Raw genomic sequence first — 18,600 nt, forward strand, 5'->3', positions numbered from 1 at the left:
AGCAAGGAATAACAATAAAATGTAAGTAATTACTTATTAATTTGCCAAGAAAGCTTTAGTTAAGTTGTGCAATTAATCTTAAATAGGTGCAATTCCTTGCCAAACAATATCTACGAGATTTTCAACGAATGTTGTTTCATCTGTTTTTATAACTTCTCCAGGGTGCATTTGTTCTAAGAAAACATAGTTCATTAGCGATCCTAGCAATATCATAGCAATAGTCTGAGGATCGCTCTGACGCAGCCGTCCTTGTTCTATTTCTTGTGCTAGAAATTTAGTGAATACTTTGACCTCACGGATAGGTTTCGATTTAATTATATGTGCCGTTTCTGGAAGTAGATTACCACGCGATCGCAACATCATTAATCGTGGCATTACTTGACGATGAAATTCTAAAGTTTGCAGACACAGATGAATGAGGTTTTGTTTGAGATTTCCTTTCCCAGATAAAGAATCCAATTCTTGCACCCAAGGGGGTCTTTCAGGAATTCCCATTGAAGCAAAGAAAAGTTCTTCTTTGGTTGAGAAGCGTTTAAAAATCGACGCTTCCGAAATTCCTGCTTTTTGAGCAATTTCTAAAGTTGAAGCCCCAAATCCTTGTTGAAGAAAGATTTCACGGGCTGCATCTAAAATTTGCTCATTAGTTATTTTGGGTGTGCGTGCCATAAATAAGTGTGTATTCACTTATTAATTTACTAGTTATTGATGGTGATGTCAAGAAGAAGATTTACTCAGCACTTATTTCTCGTTCCCATACAGAGTATGGGAATGAATGCTAGAAGGCTCTGCCTTCCAATTGACAGTAGAGTCAGAGCCTCTGTGATAGCATTCCCAGTCTCTGACTGGGAACGAGATAATGTATTTAACTGTAGTTTCAGATTTATGGAAACAAGCCTAAGCGAATCCATAATTGCCTTGCTATTACTTGTGATTGACTATTTAGTTCTAAAGTTTTTACAGTTACTCGTCCGATAGGCGTTATACCCATAATTAAACCAGTTTCAGAATTAACCAGGACTTACGCAACTGGCACAATGGGTGAGGGGTGAGCGAGAGGCCAAATAGATAATAGAAAACGGTAAAACCCTTTCCTGCTCGAACTTTCAATCATACTCCTGCTCAAGGAAGCCATGATTGATGATATTTTATACGTATAATTCAGGCAAGTGGCACAATTGGTGTGGATGCGGTGAAATCGCACCCCCGATATTAACCTTAGTTACCAATACTTAAAATGCAACTTTCACGATAAAGATCATAAGTAACAAAAATATGATTACCCTTGCTTGAGCGAGATAATAATAGGTATCATTTAAGTATTATTTGGTGATTTTATATGAAATTCACGAAACTAGATTATTGTCAATACCTACTAAGTAGTCAAATTAACTATACGATTACTAATTTAGCGGAACACTTGGAAAATATTAGTCATGATAAAATCAATTATTATTTAAGAAAAGAAAAATTAACACCCCGTCTACTTTGGGATAATGTGAAAAATTTAATTGTCCCGGATGAAGATGCTTATATTATCTTTGATGATACAGTGATAGATAAAAGATTTTCCGAACAAATAGAAATAGTCCGAAGACAATATAGTGGAAATGAGCATGGGATTGTGAGAGGGATAGGAATAGTTAGTTGTATATATGTAAATCCTAAAACTCAAAAATTTTGGGTAATTGATTATCGAATTTTTGATCCTGAGAATGATGGTTTAACGAAAATAGACCATGTTAAACATATGCTGCAAGGTCTTGTATATCAAAAGCTTCTACCATTTGAAACTGTTTTAATGGATACGTGGTATGCAGTAAATAATTTAATGCTTTATATTGATAGTCTAAATAAAATTTATTATTGTCCTTTGAAAACTAATCGTTTAGTGGATGATACTTTTGGTCAACAAAAATATAAGAATATTGAATCATTAGAATGGAGTAATGAAGATTTAGAATGTGGTAAAATCATAAAAATTAAAGCGTTTCCTGCTGAGAAAAAAGTGAACCTATTCCGGGTTACTATCTCTACCGATAGAACGGATTATGTCGCAACTAATGATTTATCTCAAAGTTCTACGGATGTTGCACAAAAGGTGTGTAAAATTCGTTGGAAAATAGAGGAGTTTCACAGAGAAATCAAACAATTAACTGGCATTGAATCATGTCAATGTCGCAAAGCCCGCCTTCAAAGAAATCATATTGCTTGTGCTATGTTGGTTTGGCTGAGATTGAAAAATTTAGCCTATCAAACAGGCCAAACTATTTATAAAATCAAACACAATTTACTATCTAATTATCTAATTCAGCAATTAAAACGTCCAGATGTTCATATGTCTTTGATTTGATTTAAATTTTCATGTGACTTCCCTCAGCCACGCTCGTATTTTGTGCCAGTTGCGTAAGTCCTGTTAACTTGAAAATGCTCTTCCCATTGTTGTTCTCTAGGATTAAAAAGACGAACTTCAGCATTAGATTCGGGATCTATTTCACTAATACGAGTTCCTTTACGCAGATTACAGGAACGGCAAGCAAGGGCTAAATTTATTTCAACATTAGCACCTCCTCTACAAGTAGGAACTATATGTTCAACCTCAAAGGGAAAATTGAATACTAATTCGGGTGCATGACAATATTCACAGCGATGAATGGCGCGATCTGCTACCAGATTATAAAATGGGTTCATTGACTAGACTGTTGTGCTAAAGATGCTGTTCTGGCTGTAGCAGCTTTGAGTTCAGCATTGACAAGATTATCTAACTCCATTTGTATTTCTGGGGCAAGTATCTCTTCTTTATCTCGTGCTGTCCTCCACATACTCATTAACTCAGATAACCGTTGTTGTTGATCGCTAGTAAAAAATTGGTCAGGATGAAAGTTATCAATAATTAATATTGCACGAAATTCAACTTCACCTAACAGACTAGTCAAAGCATCTAAAGCTTGACCGGCAGTTTTGCCAACAGACTGCTTATCACCAGCAATGGCACGGTAAGACTTTTCACCACTGGAATTTGATATAGGCAAAATAGCAACTGTTGTCATAATGCTTATTAGGGGTATCTGCTGTTTATTAATTATAAGCTTTACTGAAAACAGGCGATCGCTAGAACTCGGTACTCAATACTCATTTCTGATTACTGGATCTTTGTAAATTAGCCAAAGCGCGGTTGTAATTTAAAATAGCTGTGATTCGATTACCTTCAGCTATGGTGAGGTCATTTTCAGCAGAAATCACTTCAGTTTGAGTACCAACACCAGCTTGAAATCTGAGTCTAGCTATACTTAAAGCTTCTTTGGCTTGATTTATAGCCACGCTAGAAGTTTGCACATTATCCAAATTGGACTGTAACTGCAAATAATATTGTTCAACATCAAAGCGAATTTGGTTGCGCTGGCTAGAAAATTGAGTTTCTGCGATCGCAATATTAGCTTTTGACTGAGCCGCTCGCGCTCTTGCTGCACCCCCATCAAACAAATTTAGACTTGCTTGCAATCCCAAGGAATAGCCATCACTAACGCTAACACTGTCGTTATAACGATCTAATAAACTGTAGCTGGCATTTAAACTAATTTGTGGACCTAGTTGTGAAAGTGCCTGTCGTCGCTGTTGCTCACTAATATTGCGTTGTGCCAAAACTTGTTGTAATTCTGGACGGTTTTGAAAAGCTTGGATAATACTTTCTTCTAATGGCTGTTGCCAAAGACCAGCTAATTCTACAGGATCTGCTGCACTGATATTAATTGACTGTGGCAAACTTAATCGAGTTGCTAATCGACGACGAGCAACTTGTTGTTGTGAAATAGAATTCGTGAGATTTTGGAGAGAATTTGCTAAATTCACTTGAGTTTGTAAAACATCAAATCTTGTACCCACTCCAGCCTGTTGTCGAGCTTCAGCATCTCGCAAACTAGCCTGGGAATTTTCTACAGATGACTGATTAATTCGGACTTGTTCATCTGCTTGTTGCAAATCATAATATTCAGTTGTGACATTTAACCGAATTTCTAATAATCGGTTTTCTACATCTAATTCATCTATTCTTAATTGTTCCTCAGCCGCTCGAATACTAGCTTCCCGATTGCCGGAGGTATAAAGGTTATAATTTATTTGTGCTTGACTATTGAAAGAAGTGCTAGGTGAAGATGAATTGTTAAGAAACCCATCACCGCTATTCGTTACACGACCATTAACATCAATATTAGGAAACACAGCTGATTGAGCTTCTCGTAATGCAGAACGGCTGCGTTCTAATTCTAATTTTACTACCTGTAAGTCGTTATTATTACGTTGTGCTAATTCTAAAGCTTGTATTAAGGTAATTGGCACATTTTCCTGAATTTTAACTTCCTCTGGACGGGTGGGAAATAGTAAAGGATTGGGATTAGAGTTAGGGATAGGTAGAGTTTCTGCACTTGCAAAATTTGGTATGAGAGCGATAAATATTCCAATCCAGGTAGAATGCACTTTAAATAACATAATATTTCAGAATTAACTAACAATTAAACCATCTTGAACTCGGATAATTCTTTGCGTTTGAGCAGCGATATCTGGTTCGTGAGTAACAATCACAATTGTAATTCCTTGCTGATTAAGTTCTGTGAGCAAATTCATCACCTCATAGGAAGTCTCAGTATCTAAAGCTCCTGTGGGTTCATCTGCTAGAACTAAAGCAGGTTTGTTAACCAAAGCGCGTGCGATCGCAACTCGTTGTTGTTGACCTCCTGAAAGTTGACTGGGACGGTTGGCAATGCGATCGCCTAATCCCACCTTTTCTAGAGCGGCCAAAGCCCTTTGGCGGCGTTTTTGCTTAGGTAAATTGGCGTAAACCATTGGTAACATCACATTTTCTAAAGCTGTTGAACGTGCCAAAAGGTTAAACTGTTGGAACACAAAACCTATTCTTTGGTTGCGAATATATGCCAATTCATCATCATCAAAAGTAGTTAGATTTCTACCTTCAAAAATATAATTTCCTCCAGTGGGACGATCTAAACATCCTAAAATATTCATAAGTGTTGATTTGCCCGAACCTGACGCACCCATAATAGAGACATATTCACCTTCTTCAATAGACAACTCAATTCCTTTAAGTATAGGAACATCAACTTCTCCTAAATGGTAGGTTTTGGTAATAGATTCAAGCCAAATCATCGTAGTCATAATAGTAGTAATTAAAAATTATATCTCTCAAAATCTTCCTCTCTGAGCCTCTGCGTCTCTGCGTGAAATAAATATTTTCACTTAGCAACGCCGAATCTTTATTTAATCGCTTCTTAAAGCATTAATTGGATCTAATTTAGCAGCATTTCGTGCGGGAATTACACCAGCGACTAAGCCAACACTAAGTGAGAGTGCAAACCCGACGATGATTGATAAAAAAGAAATTACAAATGGAAATTTAAAAGTAGTTGCTGCTGCAAAAGCGATGATAATTCCACCGCCAATACCGATACTGCCACCAGCAATGGAAATGACAATGGCTTCAGCTAAAAATTGATTAAGGATGGCTGAATTAGTTGCTCCAACTGCTTTTCTAATGCCAATTTCTCGCGTTCGTTCGACAACAGAAACTAACATAATATTAGCAATACCAATTCCACCCACAACTAAAGAAATTCCTGCGATCGCTACTATCATGACTGTAAATAAACCCACAACACTAGTGAAGGTATTAACGATATCAGCTTGATTGGTGAGTCGGAAATCATCGGCTTGCGGTGGATAGATATTATGACGCAGACGTAAAAGATTGGTAACTTGAAATTGTGCAGCTTCTAACTGTTCTTGATTAGCAGATTTGACTAAAATTCCATTGACAGAAACGCCTACTAAAGCATTGTTACCAACTAGTCTTTTTGACATACTAGTCAGAGGGATGAAAATTTGGTCATCTCGGTCTGTTGGACCCTGAGAACCTTTAGGTTCCATCACCCCAATCACTTCATAAGCCTCTCCCTGAATCCGAATTCTTTCACCGATGACATTACTACTTTGAGTAAACAATGTTCTTTGGACTGTCGGTCCAATAATGGCAAACTGTGCAGCAATATCTAGTTCTTCTTGGGTAAAATATCTCCCCTGTTGGGGGCGGGTATTTCTGACTTCTGGGTAGTTTAAATCTGTACCTATAACTGTTGTTGAGGTATTCTGTCCCTCATAAACAACTTGTACATTCCGCTGTAGATAAGCAGAAACAAGTTCAGCTGATGGTGCTTGTGTGGCGATCGCTTTAGCATCTTCCCAAGTCAACGTGCTGCTAGAACCTACTCCTTGTCGCACATTCCCGCTTCTGGCCGCACCAGCTAAAATTTGTAGCACATCTGTACCCAAGGCTTGAATCTGTTGCTCAACACTCTTTTGCACCCCCTGACCAACAGAGGTAATGGCAATAACTGAAGAAATCCCAATAATTACCCCCAGCATTGTTAATCCTGTGCGTAATTTGTTACTCCACAGCGTCTCTACCGCCATGAACAATATTTCTAGCAATGGAACTGTGCGGGTGTTCTTAGCTTTGTTTGCATAATAAGCTTTAGCCATAACCGAGTAGTGAGTACTGAGTAGTGAGTATTGAATTGAAAAACCATCCAACAGGAGTGGGTTTCTTTAGAGATTAGCTGCTAACTGCTGCTAAGAACCACCGCGACGACCGCCACCTCGTCCACCACCGCCACCGCCTTCACCGCCTCCTAAACCAGGAAATACTCCTCCTCGTGGTGTTGATTGTGGTCGTGACCCTGGTGGGAAACTGAGCAGTACTCTCTCGTCTCCTGTCAATCCAGACTTGACTTCAGTAAAGTTATTCACAGTCACACCAGTCTCAATGCGAGTGAAAGCAGGTTTGCCATCCTCCCCTGCTACATACACACCTGTTGCACGTTGTTGGCGCACTACCGAAGCTGTTGGCACTACCAGGACATCTTCCAATTTACCGACTTGAAAATCAGCTGCCACATTCATCCCCGAACGCAGCAGCCTTTCAGGGTCTGAAAGTGCTACTCTGACTTCAAAACTGGTAACATTTTGCTCAACTATAGCTTGGGCTGCAATTTGACTAACTTTACCTATAAAGGTTTTTCCTGGGTAAGCATCTGCCTTAATTGTGACTTCTTGACCAATGCGGATTTTGGAAATATTCGTTTCAGCTAAATTGGAGACAACTTCATTCGTAGAAGCTAGAGACAAGATAGAAGAAGAAGTAGCAGAAGATACGGCACTACTAGCAGTTGTGGGAGTCACAAAAGCGCCAGGATCAGCATACTTTTTCGTTACCACCCCATCAAAGGGAGCGCGAATTATAGTGTCATTAATTTGGGCTTGGACGTTTTGTAAGGAGCCACGGGCAGACATCATTTGGGCTTGCGCTTGGTCAATATCTTCCCGGCGCGTTCCTGCTTTGAGAAGTGATAAAGATTGCTGTCTCTGTTGGACTACAGCCCGTGCTTGTTGAATATCTTCTGGACGCGATCCTGCTTTTTGCAATGCTAGTGCTTGTTGGGCTTCATTCACCTGAGCCTGGGCGCTATCACGATCTGCTAATTTTTGGTTAACAGTTTGCAGGGAAATTCCTCCTGAATTGAAAAGTTGCTGATTCCGTCGGAAATCATCTTCTGCTTTACTGAAATTAGCTTGGGCGCTTTTTAAGCGTGCCTCCGCTTGGGCAATATCTTGGGAACGATTACCTGCTTCTACCTTTCGCAAATTTGCCAAGGACTCTTCCAGTTGTGCCTGTGATTGAGCAATATCTTGGGGACGATTACCTGCAATCAATTTTTGTAGATTAGCCTCAGCTTGTGCTATTTGTCCTCTAGCAGAGGTGAGTTGCCCTTGCAGGTTGGAATCATCCATGTAAGCCACAATCTGGCCTGTTTCGACCAAATCTCCTTCTTTCACCAATAGTTTTTTCAGGATGCCTGAGTTTTTAGGGCTGAGGTTGATTGATCTTTCAGGCTTCACCGTTCCATTTGCGGCAACTGTGATTGATAAACTCCGCCTTTGTACAGGCCGGGTGACTACACGACGTTGTGCTTGTTGACTGGGAAGAACTATGAGTTGGAGATAAGCTAGGTAGCTAACTCCACCCATCAGTCCAAGGACGATTACCCAAGGCAACCAATGATTTCCACCTTTTTTTTTCTGCTTGACTTCGGGTACTGATAGAGATGAATCTACAGAGTTTGATGTATCAATTGCCATTTTCACTTTATGTATAAAAGAAACGGCTACTATGCTGGTTCTGAATGGCTGGAACTCTAGCCTGGTAGCACTTTACTGAGAAAGTATCCACTTTATTTTCAGGTTGCTATTTTTTTATGAATTTTTGCTTTGTGCTATGCCTGCGGCGCAACTTTTACTGTTTAACAAACTCATCTTATGTAAGTAATTATCGAACAAGTAGCCCATATATCCTATATGACCAAAGTCACTAGTAAGGGCAAAGTTATGGATGACCAAAGTCACCAAAACAGTACCGAGTATTGAGTAACGAGTACTGAGTATTGAGTATTGAGTAATTGGATAACTACCTTTGGTCAGCATTTTCGCATTTTTCCAACCACTCAAATCTGGCTCTTGCGTTCTTTTTATGGTGATTGAGGATTGATTATAACAAAACCCTTACGGGGCAAGGATTATAAACAATTATGCCCATATTTTCAATGAAATGCCCACACAATAAAGCTTTCAATGGTTTTGAACCAGGTTTTCCATAAAAAGAACCGAAGAACCTGAAATCTTTTGATCTCTTAAACTTTGCTCATTTCATTAACCACTAAAATCTCAAAATTGAGAACATAATCACTCAGTACTCGGTACTCAATACTCGGTACTCAATACTGTTTCGGTAAAATTTACCTTTTTTCTAGAGCAGATATCGTTTAAGCTATTTGAGAGATTCTTTGATTTGTGGTTTAGAGGCGGTAGTGTGCCAAAACACATTCGTTTGATTTTTCTTTTGTTTGTCTGTAGTTTGTGGAGTATGCCAAAAGCAGTTCACGCACAGGCACTAATACCTCATACAGTACAACTTGATACAACTAAGTTGGAGACCCAGGGTTTGAGTTTGGCTCAAGAAGCAGCTCAATTAGCACAGTTTCAGCAAATTGATTTGGCTTTGCCACGAGCGAGGTTAGCTACTCAATTAGCTCCTGGAAATGATAAAGTATGGTTGCTCTTAGGTGGTTTGCATTTGCAAACTAAAGAGTTTGATGCAGCGATCGCGGCGTTACAAAAAGCTCAAACGCTTAATCCCAAAAATGCGGATATTCTCTTTGCTTTGGGTTCAGCTAATTTTCAGAAACAAAATTATCAAGCATCTGTTGTCAATTACCAAACAGGTTTGCAGTTAAAACCCAATGATCCAGAAGGTTTGTTCGATTTGGGTAATGCTTACTATATGTTAGGTCGTTTACCCGATGCGATCGCTCAATTCAATCAAGCTGTCTCTCAAGATAAAAAATTCTGGCCGGCAATTAACAACATCGGCTTAATCAAATACGAACAAGGTGATGTTCAAGGGGCAATTAAACAATGGCAAGAAGCTGTTGCTATTGATAAGCAAGCCGCAGAACCTTTATTAGCTTTAGCTGTAGCATTTTATAATAAAGGTGATACTCAACAGGGAGTATCTATGGGAGAAGCAGCAATCCGCATAGATCAACGTTATGCTGATTTAGATTTTCTCAAGCAAAATCTCTGGGGTACGCGTCTGCTGCTAGATACGAAAAAATTCTTAGAATTACCCCAGATGCAATCAGCCCTAGAACCCCAAGAAACACCAGCAACCGAACAACAACCTGGACAGTAGGAGGTAGGGGGCAGGGGGCAGGGGGCAGGGAGCAGGGAGCAGGGAGCAGAAAAAGTCGTTTTGATTCTGTGAAATTAGATAATTTATTTTGTGGAGTTATCTAAAGACTCTCTCCATCTCCCTATCTCTGACCTTCCTTCAGAATCAATAAATAATAATTCAGGTTAATAGTTGCTGACCTTTACCCATTTATAGTACATATATTCTATATAAGTGCGGCAGTTGCCAGGTAGCAATAAACAGAAAACCGATGCCTTCTGGTGCGATACCAAAAAGGCCTAGTCTGTCGGCAGGACTTACGGCGATAGCTGCGATCCTTCTCTAGGGGAGGCTTCGCCAACGGCGAATGCAGCTATCACAACATCTGGAGACTAACAGACTTTCACGCCTGTTAAGATTTCCCTGTCCCTTGCTCACTGTTTCCTGCTATGTGAAAGTAGCCCAAAATCAAATTATTTAATTTATGGGTAAACCTTGATAACTTCAGCCATCAATTCTCAAGCCTCTGTTTTGGGTAGAAGTGCCATGATCTGATCAACAAACTGTTGATGGTCAACAACAGGTTTAGAAATATAGCCATCAGCACCGCTTTGTTTGAGAAAGTTTTCGCGATCGCCTTCCATGGCGTGTGCTGTCACTAAAATTACAGGTAAATTAGTCGTTTTTGGATCGGCTTTTAACATTTGCGTAATTTTGATACCATCAACAGACTTACCTTGATACATACTACGTGATAGAGAAACATCCATTAAAATCAAATCAGCTTCTCCAGCTTGGGCAATTTTCATTACTTCTTCCACATCTTCCGTGTGTTTTACACCCAAACCACCACGTTTGGTCAAAATCTTGGAAAAAACTCGAGCATTAATCAAATCATCTTCGACAATTAAAACAGTTTTCATGAGAATTTAACTTATAAGGGTAAGAGGTTTGACCACTTGATCAAAACAGTGGTCTACCACCTTTTTAATAATCAATGTGTATCCCCAACATCAAGGATAATACTACTGCTTTTTATCCTATGAGGATCAAGCCAGTGTTAAAAATCCTATTTCATCCGTTATGCTGTGGTTTCTGTGGTTTCTACAGTGTTAAGTTTCAGTGACTTTTGTGTAGTTAAAATTCAGGGAAAAGAGCTTCATGGCAAAACAGTTAAACCTGCTCTCAACAGGACAGGTCATCACAACAGCCCTGCACACCGAGATGCAACGGTCTTACCTAGAATATGCCATGAGTGTGATAGTCGGGCGAGCGTTACCGGATGTGCGTGATGGCTTAAAGCCAGTGCATCGGCGAATTTTGTATGCGATGCACGAACTCGGTTTAACACCAGATAGACCTTACCGGAAATGCGCCCGTGTAGTTGGAGATGTACTAGGTAAGTACCATCCCCACGGTGATCAAGCGGTTTACGATGCCTTAGTGAGGTTAGTGCAGGATTTTTCCAGCCGCTATCCCTTACTGGGAGGGCATGGTAATTTTGGAAGCGTCGATAATGACCCACCCGCAGCGATGCGTTATACAGAAACGCGCCTGGCATCCATTGGTCATGAGGGAATGCTGACGGAAATTGGCGAAGAAACTGTAGATTTTATTGGCAACTTCGATAATTCTCAGCAAGAACCCACTGTATTACCTGCTCAGTTACCGTTTTTATTGCTCAATGGTTGTTCAGGTATTGCGGTGGGAATGGCGACGAATATCCCACCTCACAACTTAGGGGAAATAGTTGATGGGTTGATAGCTTTAATTGACAACCCAGATTTGACAGATGAAAAGTTATTTGACATCATTCCCGGCCCAGATTTTCCTACTGGTGGAGAAATTGTTGGTAATTCAGGAATTAGAGAAGCATACACCGCAGGTAAAGGTGGGATTTTGCTGCGTGGTGTGGCCACATTAGAGGAAATTCCGGCTACTAGGGGCAGTAAGCGGCGGACGGCAATTATTATTACAGAATTGCCTTATCAGGTAAATAAGGCAGGCTGGATCGAGAAAGTAGCAGATTTGGTCAATCAAGGACGCTTACACGGGATTTCTGATTTGCGGGATGAGAGCGATCGCGAAGGAATGCGAGTAGTAATTGAACTCAAACGCGATACCAACCCCCAAGAAGTTCTTCAGCACTTGTATCACCAAACCGCCTTACAAACCACCTTTGGGGCGATTCTGTTAGCGATCGTGGATGGACAACCACGCCAGTTAAGCTTGCGCCAAATGTTGCAGGAATTTTTGAGTTTCCGAGAACATACCCTTAACCGTCGCTACAGTTATGAGTTAAGCAAAGCCGAAAACCGGATCAATCTGGTCGCAGGTTTACGTAAAGCTCTGTCTAACCTAGATGAGGTGATTGCCATTTTACGGCAAGCTGCTGATGGTAGTACAGCCAAAATGAACCTTTGTAGCCGTCTGGATTTGAGCGAAGTCCAAGCTGATGCCATTCTGGCCATGCCATTACGCCGTCTCACCAGTTTAGAACAGCAAAATTTGCAACAGGAATTTGACCAACTCAACGAGCAAATTACCTCATTGCGAAAATTACTTGACGATAGACGGGAATTACTGAAAGTCCTGAAAAAAGATTTGCGAAGTCTCAAACGCAAATACAGCGATTCCCGACGTACCAAGTTAATATTCACCAGCGAAATAGCCGTTAAACCAGATCAAGGCATTAGCCAACAATTGACCACAGAAGAGGAAAATCCAAAATCCAAAATCCAAAATCCAAAATCGGAACAGCCGGCAGAACCAGCAATTCTAGAATTTACCCAGCGGGGTTATGTGCGTCGTCTTTCCCCAACAGGTAAAAAACCGAAAACAGAAAACGGTTTGCATGAACACGATTTTATTATTCAAACCGAGTCCACTGATACTGAGAAAGATTTATTGATTCTCAATACTGGGGGCAAAGTCTACCCGGTGAAGGTGGGAGAAATTCCTGCCACAACTGGACGTTCTCCACGGGGAACTCCATTAATCACTATGCTCACCAGTACGGCCCAAGGCAACCTAGAGGGTGTTGTTAGCCGCTTTGTATTACCAGAAACACCCGACACTACTCAAATCGTTCTTTTGACTAAACAAGGGCGAATTAAGCGTCTGTCTATGGAAGAATTCATCAATCTAGGTCGGCGCGGAATTACGATTTTGAAACTCAAAGATGATGATGAATTGTCTTTTACCCAATTCACTACTACAGGCCAACATCTGATTTTAGCTAGTTCAGGTGGTCGCTTATTACGATTTGCGGTTAATGATGAACAATTACCTGTAATGGGTCGTGCAGCTATGGGTTTACAAGCATTTCGCCTGGTAAAAAATCAGCAAATGGTTGGTTGTGTCACTGTTAGCAAAGATGACCATTTATTCCTGGTTACTCAGGAAGGATACGCCAAGCGAATGCCTGCAAGTAACTTAAGGGCTGCTAATCGTGGCGATTTGGGTATCCAAATGCTGAAATTCCACAACAAAACAGACAACCTAGCTGGTATGGTACGCGCTACCCCAGGTGTAGAAGTGGCGCTAGTTACCAATAAAGAGCGAGTGGTGCGAATTCCTATAGACACAGTACCAATCTTAGATAGAGATGCTAAAGGTGAGAGTGTCTTGCAACTTAACCGTGACGAGAAAATTATTACTCTTGTTGAAGTGGGGCTATAAAAAACTAAAACGCATCTAATTTGCAGATCGTAATTTCATACAACCCTTGTGGGGTAGGTATTTTGCCTGCCCAGCTTGATGTTTGAGTTAATTGGCTGATTTATGAGATTTGTAAACTTAAATTTATAAATCTCTATCAAAACATAAAGTAACCTTGCATTATTGAAAATATTTGTTATATTAGTTTACATAAGGCAATAAAGCTTAGTAAATCCAGCTTGGAGTGCGAACCATGACTAACGCAACAAAAACTATTACTTCTATACCTGAAGACCGCAACGGTTGGCGCTGGGGATTTACCCCACAAGCAGAAATTTGGAATGGTCGCTTGGCAATGATTGGCTTTTTATCAGCCGCTTTAATTGAACTTTTCTCTGGTCAAGGTTTTCTGCACTTTTGGGGTATTCTGTAAGCCTTGAGATTCAAAATTATTTGTAAAATTAAAAAACCTGGTAGTTAATTAAAACTACCAGGCTATTTATTTTTTGCGTTCTTGGTTATTTGTCTTCAGTCAAAAAGCCAATGACTAAGGACTACCGAATATATTCTTTGAGAACGCTGTTACGGTTGGGATGACGTAACTTGCGGAGTGCCTTCGCTTCAATTTGGCGAATTCGTTCGCGGGTAACGTTGAAAATCTGGCCGATTTCTTCCAGGGTTTTCATCCGTCCGTCATCCAAGCCGTAACGGAGTCTCAAAACATCGCGTTCACGGGGGCTGAGACTGTCGAGGACTTTTTCTAAGTCTTCACGTAGAAGATTTTTAGAAACTTGATCTTCTGGTGTTTCTCCGTCAGATTCAATAAAGTCTCCTAGTCGAGAGTCTTCTTCTTTCCCAATAGGCGTTTCTAAAGAAATTGGTAACTGGGCTGATTTGGCGATAAACCGCAGTTTCTCGATGGTCATTTCCATGCGAGTTGCAATTTCTTCTTCGGTGGGTTTGCGACCCATTTCTTGAGATAGTAGCTTGGTTGTTTTCTTGATCCGTGATATGGTTTCGTAGAGATGAACCGGTAGACGGATAGTTCGAGATTGATCAGCGATCGCTCTAGTAATTGCCTGACGAATCCACCATGTAGCGTAGGTAGAAAACTTATAACCTTTTTCGTGGTCGAACTTTTCTGCTGCGCGAATCAAACCAAGACTACCTTCCTGAATCAAGTCTTGGAAAGACAAGCCACGATTCATGTACTTTTTGGCGATTGAGACGACAAGGCGCAAGTTTGATTGCACCATTTTGTCTTTAGCCCTGCGACCAACGTGTAGTCGATAACGGAAAGTTGGTAGAGGTAATTCTACGGCTTCAGCCCATTCTTTAAATTGCGGTTCACGCTCTAGCTGATCTTGTAAGCGATCGCGCACTCTTTCCAATTCTAGGAGATCCGCGATTTTCCGTGCTAGTTCAATTTCTTCGTCTGCTCGTAATAGACGAATACGACCGATCTCTTGCAGGTAAAGGCGAATCGAATCTTCGGTGTAGTGCTTTTTCTTAGCTGTGGGTGTCCGACGACGCGATTTAGCGGCTTTTCCAGACTTTGCGTCGTCCTCATCAGACTGAGGCTCTAAAAAATCATCAATTTCGCCGTCATCGGTAATGAGTAAGTCCTCTTCTTCATCCTCTATCAATAAGAGTTCTTCTTCGATCTCAGGCGGATTTATCATTTCTAGGTCAGGCCGATATATGCTATCGAGTACGTTGTTAGCCTGGTTCATGCCGCGTTCCTCATGCTCCTTGCAGAATCAATTACTCAAGATGTGGTTACTGCTCTTTTCATCGAGCTAATTGCTTACCAAAAATAGGTTTTGAGTGATTTTCCTATATTTCCGGTAGTATTGCCTCTTTGGGAGGCGGAGTTTTTACTTTCAGTAGCAACTATCACTTTTAGGTGATTGGCTTTTCGGAAAGTAAAATTTATCGCTGTCGCCGTTGTACACAACTTCGGTTTGACTGGTCTAAAACCAGAGGCACCTTAATCAAGAGATTAACCACTTCAGACATACATAGATATGACTGCTGGCAGATTCACCTGTCAAGACTGTTCCGATTGTAGCCTGTTTCACAGAAATTGCACTCTTTTTGTGTATTAATCATGAACTCATTGGGCAAGGTGAAGCCACTTTTATCAAAAAGACATTAAAAACGGTAGTCACACCATTAAATCTTGTCTAAAACTTTTTGGTTTTGCAGTGGCATTCTCATTAGATTAAAAGGTAGGCACTCTTGCTCCTGGGAGATTCTAGATTTTAAGCACAACAATAGTTTTGTGGCAACAGGATGTTACATATGAACTCAAATTAGTAGTATTAATGCACCCATGTTGACAAGTCGTTCATAAATTACTTTTTTGAGAGAGCGAAGCTGGACTGATATCGTATTCCTGAAATGGTGGTGTTTGTTGCCAAACACTGAACCTTATATGCTATGCCAATAACCTGGACTAAGGAGTTAAGGTTGTGGCAGAATAAGCCGATTGAGAGATGAATTTAGATTTTACTCATTTCGGTCTTATTAACACATTAGCGCAATGCTGAGATTTCAGCCCTATGCAACTTGACAAACTGTTCTTATTGTATACAAAGATATTTTAATCAGTCGAGAAATAATTTGTCATCGAAAATACTAGATCATCTGTCTGACTTGAAAATGGGGGTATGGCTTACGCCATGCGGCGCTATCAGGAGTACTACTTGTTAATAGCTTTATGCCCAGAGTAGTGCCTTCTGCGGAGGATCGCCGCTAAATATTTAAGAAAGGGGAATAGGAAATTATGCTGTTATTCCTGCAACTCCTAATAAATCCTTTTTTTTCAGGCGCTATTGGTGTATGCAGTTGATGACCGATCGCGTATGAAAAAGCTCATCAAAGACAGGCAAGACATTATTTTTTACCATAACCTTAATATGACGATATTGGCAAATAAATATGTGTTTGGTTAGTAGTTGTCCGCTTTTGCGAAGAATTAAGTGGAAATTATAGAGAGGATTTTCGGCTTGACCTCTGTATTATAAAAACTGTCAAAAATTAATGGGCAATAGGTTTGCACCTATTACCCATGACAAATGTTCAAGCTGATCTGGATTGTCAGTTAGATATCTAAATCGGTGAGGTTAAGTTTAGAACCATAGGTTTCAATGAATTCTCGTCGTGGTGCGACCCTATCACCCATTAAAATGGTGAAGATGCGATCTGCTTCTGCTGCGTCTTCAATTTCAACTTGCTTGAGAGTGCGACTTTCTGGGTTCATAGTGGTTTCCCATAGTTGTTGGGGCATCATTTCCCCCAGACCTTTGAACCGTTGGATGTTATAGTTGGCGTTGGCTGGGAAGGTGGCGATATGCTGTTGTAATTCGCGATCGCTATAACAATATCTTGGCTCACTACGTCCCCGTTCTAATTTATACAGTGGGGGACAGGCAATGTAGATGAAACCATTTTCAATCAGCGCCCGTTGATACCGATAAAAGAAAGTTAACAACAATGTCCGGATGTGCGCTCCATCTACGTCAGCATCGGTCATTATGACTATGCGGTGGTAACGCAGTTGGGAAGCGTCGAATTCATCACCTTTCACGCCTAAACCCAAGGCTGTAATTAGGGCTTGAATTTCGTTATTTTTATAAATTTTGGCATCGTCGGTTTTTTCAATGTTAAGAATCTTACCACGTAGGGGCAGGATTGCTTGGGTACGGCGATCGCGTCCTTGTTTGGCGCTTCCACCCGCTGAATCGCCTTCCACGATGTAAATTTCCGATTCTGAAGGGTCACGACTACTGCAATCTGCTAATTTACCAGGTAGTGGTGAAGATTCTAGCACCGATTTCCGCCGTACCAACTCCCGTGCATGACGGGCTGCTTCTGCGGCTTTAAATGCTTGAATAGCTTTATCTAAAATAGAATCAGCAATACCGGGGTGAAATTCTAAATACTCTGTCAGGACTTCTCCCACAAAAGAATCGACAATACCGCGAACTTCGGTGTTACCAAGTTTAGTTTTGGTTTGTCCTTCAAATTCGGGATCTGGGACTTTAACAGAAATGACTGCGGTTAAACCTTCGCGGACGTGTTCACCACTGAGATTAGATTCATGTTCTTTAATTTTATTCCGTTTGCGAGCGATCGCATTTAACGTCCGAGTTAGAACTGCTTTTAAACCTTCTAAGTGCGTACCACCATCAATAGTGCGAATATTATTAGCAAAACCTAGAACATTATCTGTGTAAGCATCAGTACACCACTGTAACGAAACTTCCACTTGAACATTATTACGTTCCCCTTGTACATAAATAATTTCTTCATGTAAGGGCTGCTTTTCCCGGTTCATGTAGGCGATATACTCTTTAATACCACCCTTGTATTCGTAAACCTCTATCTTTGGTGTATCGCTTTTAAGGAGTTCGAGACGATGATCGGTGAAAATTATTTTCACACCAGCATTCAAATACGCCAACTCGCGCAAGCGACCTGATAAAGTAATGTAATCGAATTCAATGCTGGTAGTAAAGATTTGCGTATCTGGCTTGAAAGTGATCGAAGTTCCAGTTCTGGCTTCTTTGTAAGGCTTTGCTACCAATTCCGTAACGGCGAAACTCCGTTCATATCGCTGGGTATGTACCTTGTGATCACGCCAAACCGTAACTTCCACAAATTCAGACAGGGCGTTAACAACCGAAATCCCAACCCCGTGTAAACCTCCAGAAACTTTATAGCCACCACCGCCAAACTTACCTCCAGCGTGGAGTACAGTTAATACTGTTTCTAAAGCCGATTTCCCGGTTTTTGGGTGAATATCGACGGGAATACCCCGACCATCATCTGTTACAGTCACGGAACCATCAGCGTTGATATCTACCTCAACATGGGTGCAGTGACCTGCTAAAGCTTCGTCAACAGAGTTGTCCACCACCTCGTAAACTAAATGATGGAGTCCTCGCGGACCTGTAGTACCGATGTACATCCCTGGTCGTTTGCGGACGGCTTCCAGACCTTCCAGAACTTGAATCTGATCGGCACTGTAACTGCTCGTCATGAAAATTCTCCTGATACTTGGGGTTGAACTTGCCTAAAGGCCAAAAAAGTCAAATCACCCCAAAATTATAACACAAAAGCCTTGCTGCCGTCTGTAGCGCAAT

The 18,600-nt window shown here is 40.8% G+C and carries 14 protein-coding genes; 4 read left to right on the forward strand and 10 right to left on the reverse strand.

Annotated features, from left to right (window positions below; genetic code table 11):
• Positions 1-78: 78 nt before the first annotated feature.
• A complete protein-coding gene (locus tag ACSQ6I_RS07725; protein ID WP_438889776.1) occupies positions 79-666 on the reverse strand; it encodes a TetR/AcrR family transcriptional regulator in 588 nt (195 codons plus the stop codon).
• 670 nt (positions 667-1,336) lie between these two features.
• On the opposite strand from ACSQ6I_RS07725, the gene ACSQ6I_RS07730 reads away from it, so the two are divergent.
• A complete protein-coding gene (locus ACSQ6I_RS07730; RefSeq protein ID WP_438889777.1) occupies positions 1,337-2,350 on the forward strand; it encodes an IS701 family transposase in 1,014 nt (337 codons plus the stop codon).
• Between the two features lie 23 nt (positions 2,351-2,373).
• Here ACSQ6I_RS07730 and ACSQ6I_RS07735 read toward each other — a convergent pair whose 3' ends face one another.
• The 6 genes from ACSQ6I_RS07735 to ACSQ6I_RS07760 all read right to left on the reverse strand — a co-directional run bounded on the left by ACSQ6I_RS07735 (position 2,374) and on the right by ACSQ6I_RS07760 (position 8,202).
• Positions 2,374-2,688: an HNH endonuclease gene (locus ACSQ6I_RS07735; RefSeq protein WP_438889778.1), complete on the reverse strand. Its 315-nt coding sequence runs from the start codon at positions 2,686-2,688 to the stop codon at positions 2,374-2,376.
• Positions 2,685-3,047, reverse strand: coding sequence for a hypothetical protein (locus tag ACSQ6I_RS07740; RefSeq protein ID WP_438889779.1), 363 nt, complete (start codon positions 3,045-3,047; stop codon positions 2,685-2,687). Before ACSQ6I_RS07740 ends, ACSQ6I_RS07735 begins: the two co-directional genes overlap by 4 nt.
• A gap of 82 nt (positions 3,048-3,129) precedes the next feature.
• On the reverse strand, positions 3,130-4,482 hold the full coding sequence (locus ACSQ6I_RS07745) for a TolC family protein (RefSeq protein ID WP_438889780.1): 1,353 nt from the start codon (positions 4,480-4,482) through the stop codon (positions 3,130-3,132).
• A gap of 12 nt (positions 4,483-4,494) precedes the next feature.
• On the reverse strand, positions 4,495-5,166 hold the full coding sequence (locus ACSQ6I_RS07750; RefSeq protein WP_438889781.1) for an ABC transporter ATP-binding protein: 672 nt from the start codon (positions 5,164-5,166) through the stop codon (positions 4,495-4,497).
• A gap of 102 nt (positions 5,167-5,268) precedes the next feature.
• Positions 5,269-6,546: an ABC transporter permease gene (locus ACSQ6I_RS07755; RefSeq protein ID WP_438889782.1), complete on the reverse strand. Its 1,278-nt coding sequence runs from the start codon at positions 6,544-6,546 to the stop codon at positions 5,269-5,271.
• Positions 6,547-6,636: 90 nt separating this feature from the next.
• Positions 6,637-8,202, reverse strand: coding sequence for an efflux RND transporter periplasmic adaptor subunit (locus ACSQ6I_RS07760; protein WP_438889783.1), 1,566 nt, complete (start codon positions 8,200-8,202; stop codon positions 6,637-6,639).
• Between the two features lie 727 nt (positions 8,203-8,929).
• On the opposite strand from ACSQ6I_RS07760, the gene ACSQ6I_RS07765 reads away from it, so the two are divergent.
• A complete protein-coding gene (locus tag ACSQ6I_RS07765; RefSeq protein WP_438889784.1) occupies positions 8,930-9,811 on the forward strand; it encodes a tetratricopeptide repeat protein in 882 nt (293 codons plus the stop codon).
• Positions 9,812-10,308: 497 nt separating this feature from the next.
• On the opposite strand, the gene ACSQ6I_RS07770 is transcribed toward ACSQ6I_RS07765, so the two are convergent.
• Positions 10,309-10,713, reverse strand: a complete 405-nt coding sequence (locus ACSQ6I_RS07770) for a response regulator (RefSeq protein ID WP_438889785.1) — start codon at positions 10,711-10,713, stop codon at positions 10,309-10,311.
• 238 nt (positions 10,714-10,951) lie between these two features.
• On the opposite strand from ACSQ6I_RS07770, the gene gyrA reads away from it, so the two are divergent.
• Both gyrA and ACSQ6I_RS07780 read left to right on the forward strand, forming a co-directional pair.
• Positions 10,952-13,471: a DNA gyrase subunit A gene (gene gyrA / locus ACSQ6I_RS07775; RefSeq protein ID WP_438889786.1), complete on the forward strand. Its 2,520-nt coding sequence runs from the start codon at positions 10,952-10,954 to the stop codon at positions 13,469-13,471.
• Between the two features lie 232 nt (positions 13,472-13,703).
• Complete coding sequence (locus ACSQ6I_RS07780; protein WP_323309843.1) at positions 13,704-13,883, forward strand: chlorophyll a/b-binding protein; 180 nt, start codon at positions 13,704-13,706, stop codon at positions 13,881-13,883.
• A gap of 121 nt (positions 13,884-14,004) precedes the next feature.
• Here the strand turns inward: ACSQ6I_RS07780 and rpoD are convergent, their stop codons facing one another.
• Together rpoD and gyrB are read right to left on the reverse strand one after the other, a co-directional pair.
• On the reverse strand, positions 14,005-15,183 hold the full coding sequence (gene rpoD, locus ACSQ6I_RS07785) for an RNA polymerase sigma factor RpoD (protein WP_015214789.1): 1,179 nt from the start codon (positions 15,181-15,183) through the stop codon (positions 14,005-14,007).
• A gap of 1,373 nt (positions 15,184-16,556) precedes the next feature.
• Positions 16,557-18,497, reverse strand: coding sequence for a DNA topoisomerase (ATP-hydrolyzing) subunit B (gene gyrB, locus ACSQ6I_RS07790; protein WP_438889787.1), 1,941 nt, complete (start codon positions 18,495-18,497; stop codon positions 16,557-16,559).
• Between the last annotated feature and the right edge of the window lie 103 nt (positions 18,498-18,600).

It is taken from the genome of Anabaena sp. WFMT, assembly GCF_051781005.1.
Lineage (GTDB): Bacteria > Cyanobacteriota > Cyanobacteriia > Cyanobacteriales > Nostocaceae > Anabaena.

Coding starts and splice junctions, on each gene's coding strand:
- ACSQ6I_RS07725 (WP_438889776.1), bottom strand. CDS start 666: ATGGCACGCACACCCAAAATAACTAATGAGCAAATTTTAGATGCAGCC.
- ACSQ6I_RS07730 (WP_438889777.1), top strand. CDS start 1,337: ATGAAATTCACGAAACTAGATTATTGTCAATACCTACTAAGTAGTCAA.
- ACSQ6I_RS07735 (WP_438889778.1), bottom strand. CDS start 2,688: ATGAACCCATTTTATAATCTGGTAGCAGATCGCGCCATTCATCGCTGT.
- ACSQ6I_RS07740 (WP_438889779.1), bottom strand. CDS start 3,047: ATGACAACAGTTGCTATTTTGCCTATATCAAATTCCAGTGGTGAAAAG.
- ACSQ6I_RS07745 (WP_438889780.1), bottom strand. CDS start 4,482: ATGTTATTTAAAGTGCATTCTACCTGGATTGGAATATTTATCGCTCTC.
- ACSQ6I_RS07750 (WP_438889781.1), bottom strand. CDS start 5,166: ATGACTACGATGATTTGGCTTGAATCTATTACCAAAACCTACCATTTA.
- ACSQ6I_RS07755 (WP_438889782.1), bottom strand. CDS start 6,546: ATGGCTAAAGCTTATTATGCAAACAAAGCTAAGAACACCCGCACAGTT.
- ACSQ6I_RS07760 (WP_438889783.1), bottom strand. CDS start 8,202: ATGGCAATTGATACATCAAACTCTGTAGATTCATCTCTATCAGTACCC.
- ACSQ6I_RS07770 (WP_438889785.1), bottom strand. CDS start 10,713: ATGAAAACTGTTTTAATTGTCGAAGATGATTTGATTAATGCTCGAGTT.
- gyrA (WP_438889786.1), top strand. CDS start 10,952: ATGGCAAAACAGTTAAACCTGCTCTCAACAGGACAGGTCATCACAACA.
- ACSQ6I_RS07780 (WP_323309843.1), top strand. CDS start 13,704: ATGACTAACGCAACAAAAACTATTACTTCTATACCTGAAGACCGCAAC.
- rpoD (WP_015214789.1), bottom strand. CDS start 15,183: ATGAACCAGGCTAACAACGTACTCGATAGCATATATCGGCCTGACCTA.
- gyrB (WP_438889787.1), bottom strand. CDS start 18,497: ATGACGAGCAGTTACAGTGCCGATCAGATTCAAGTTCTGGAAGGTCTG.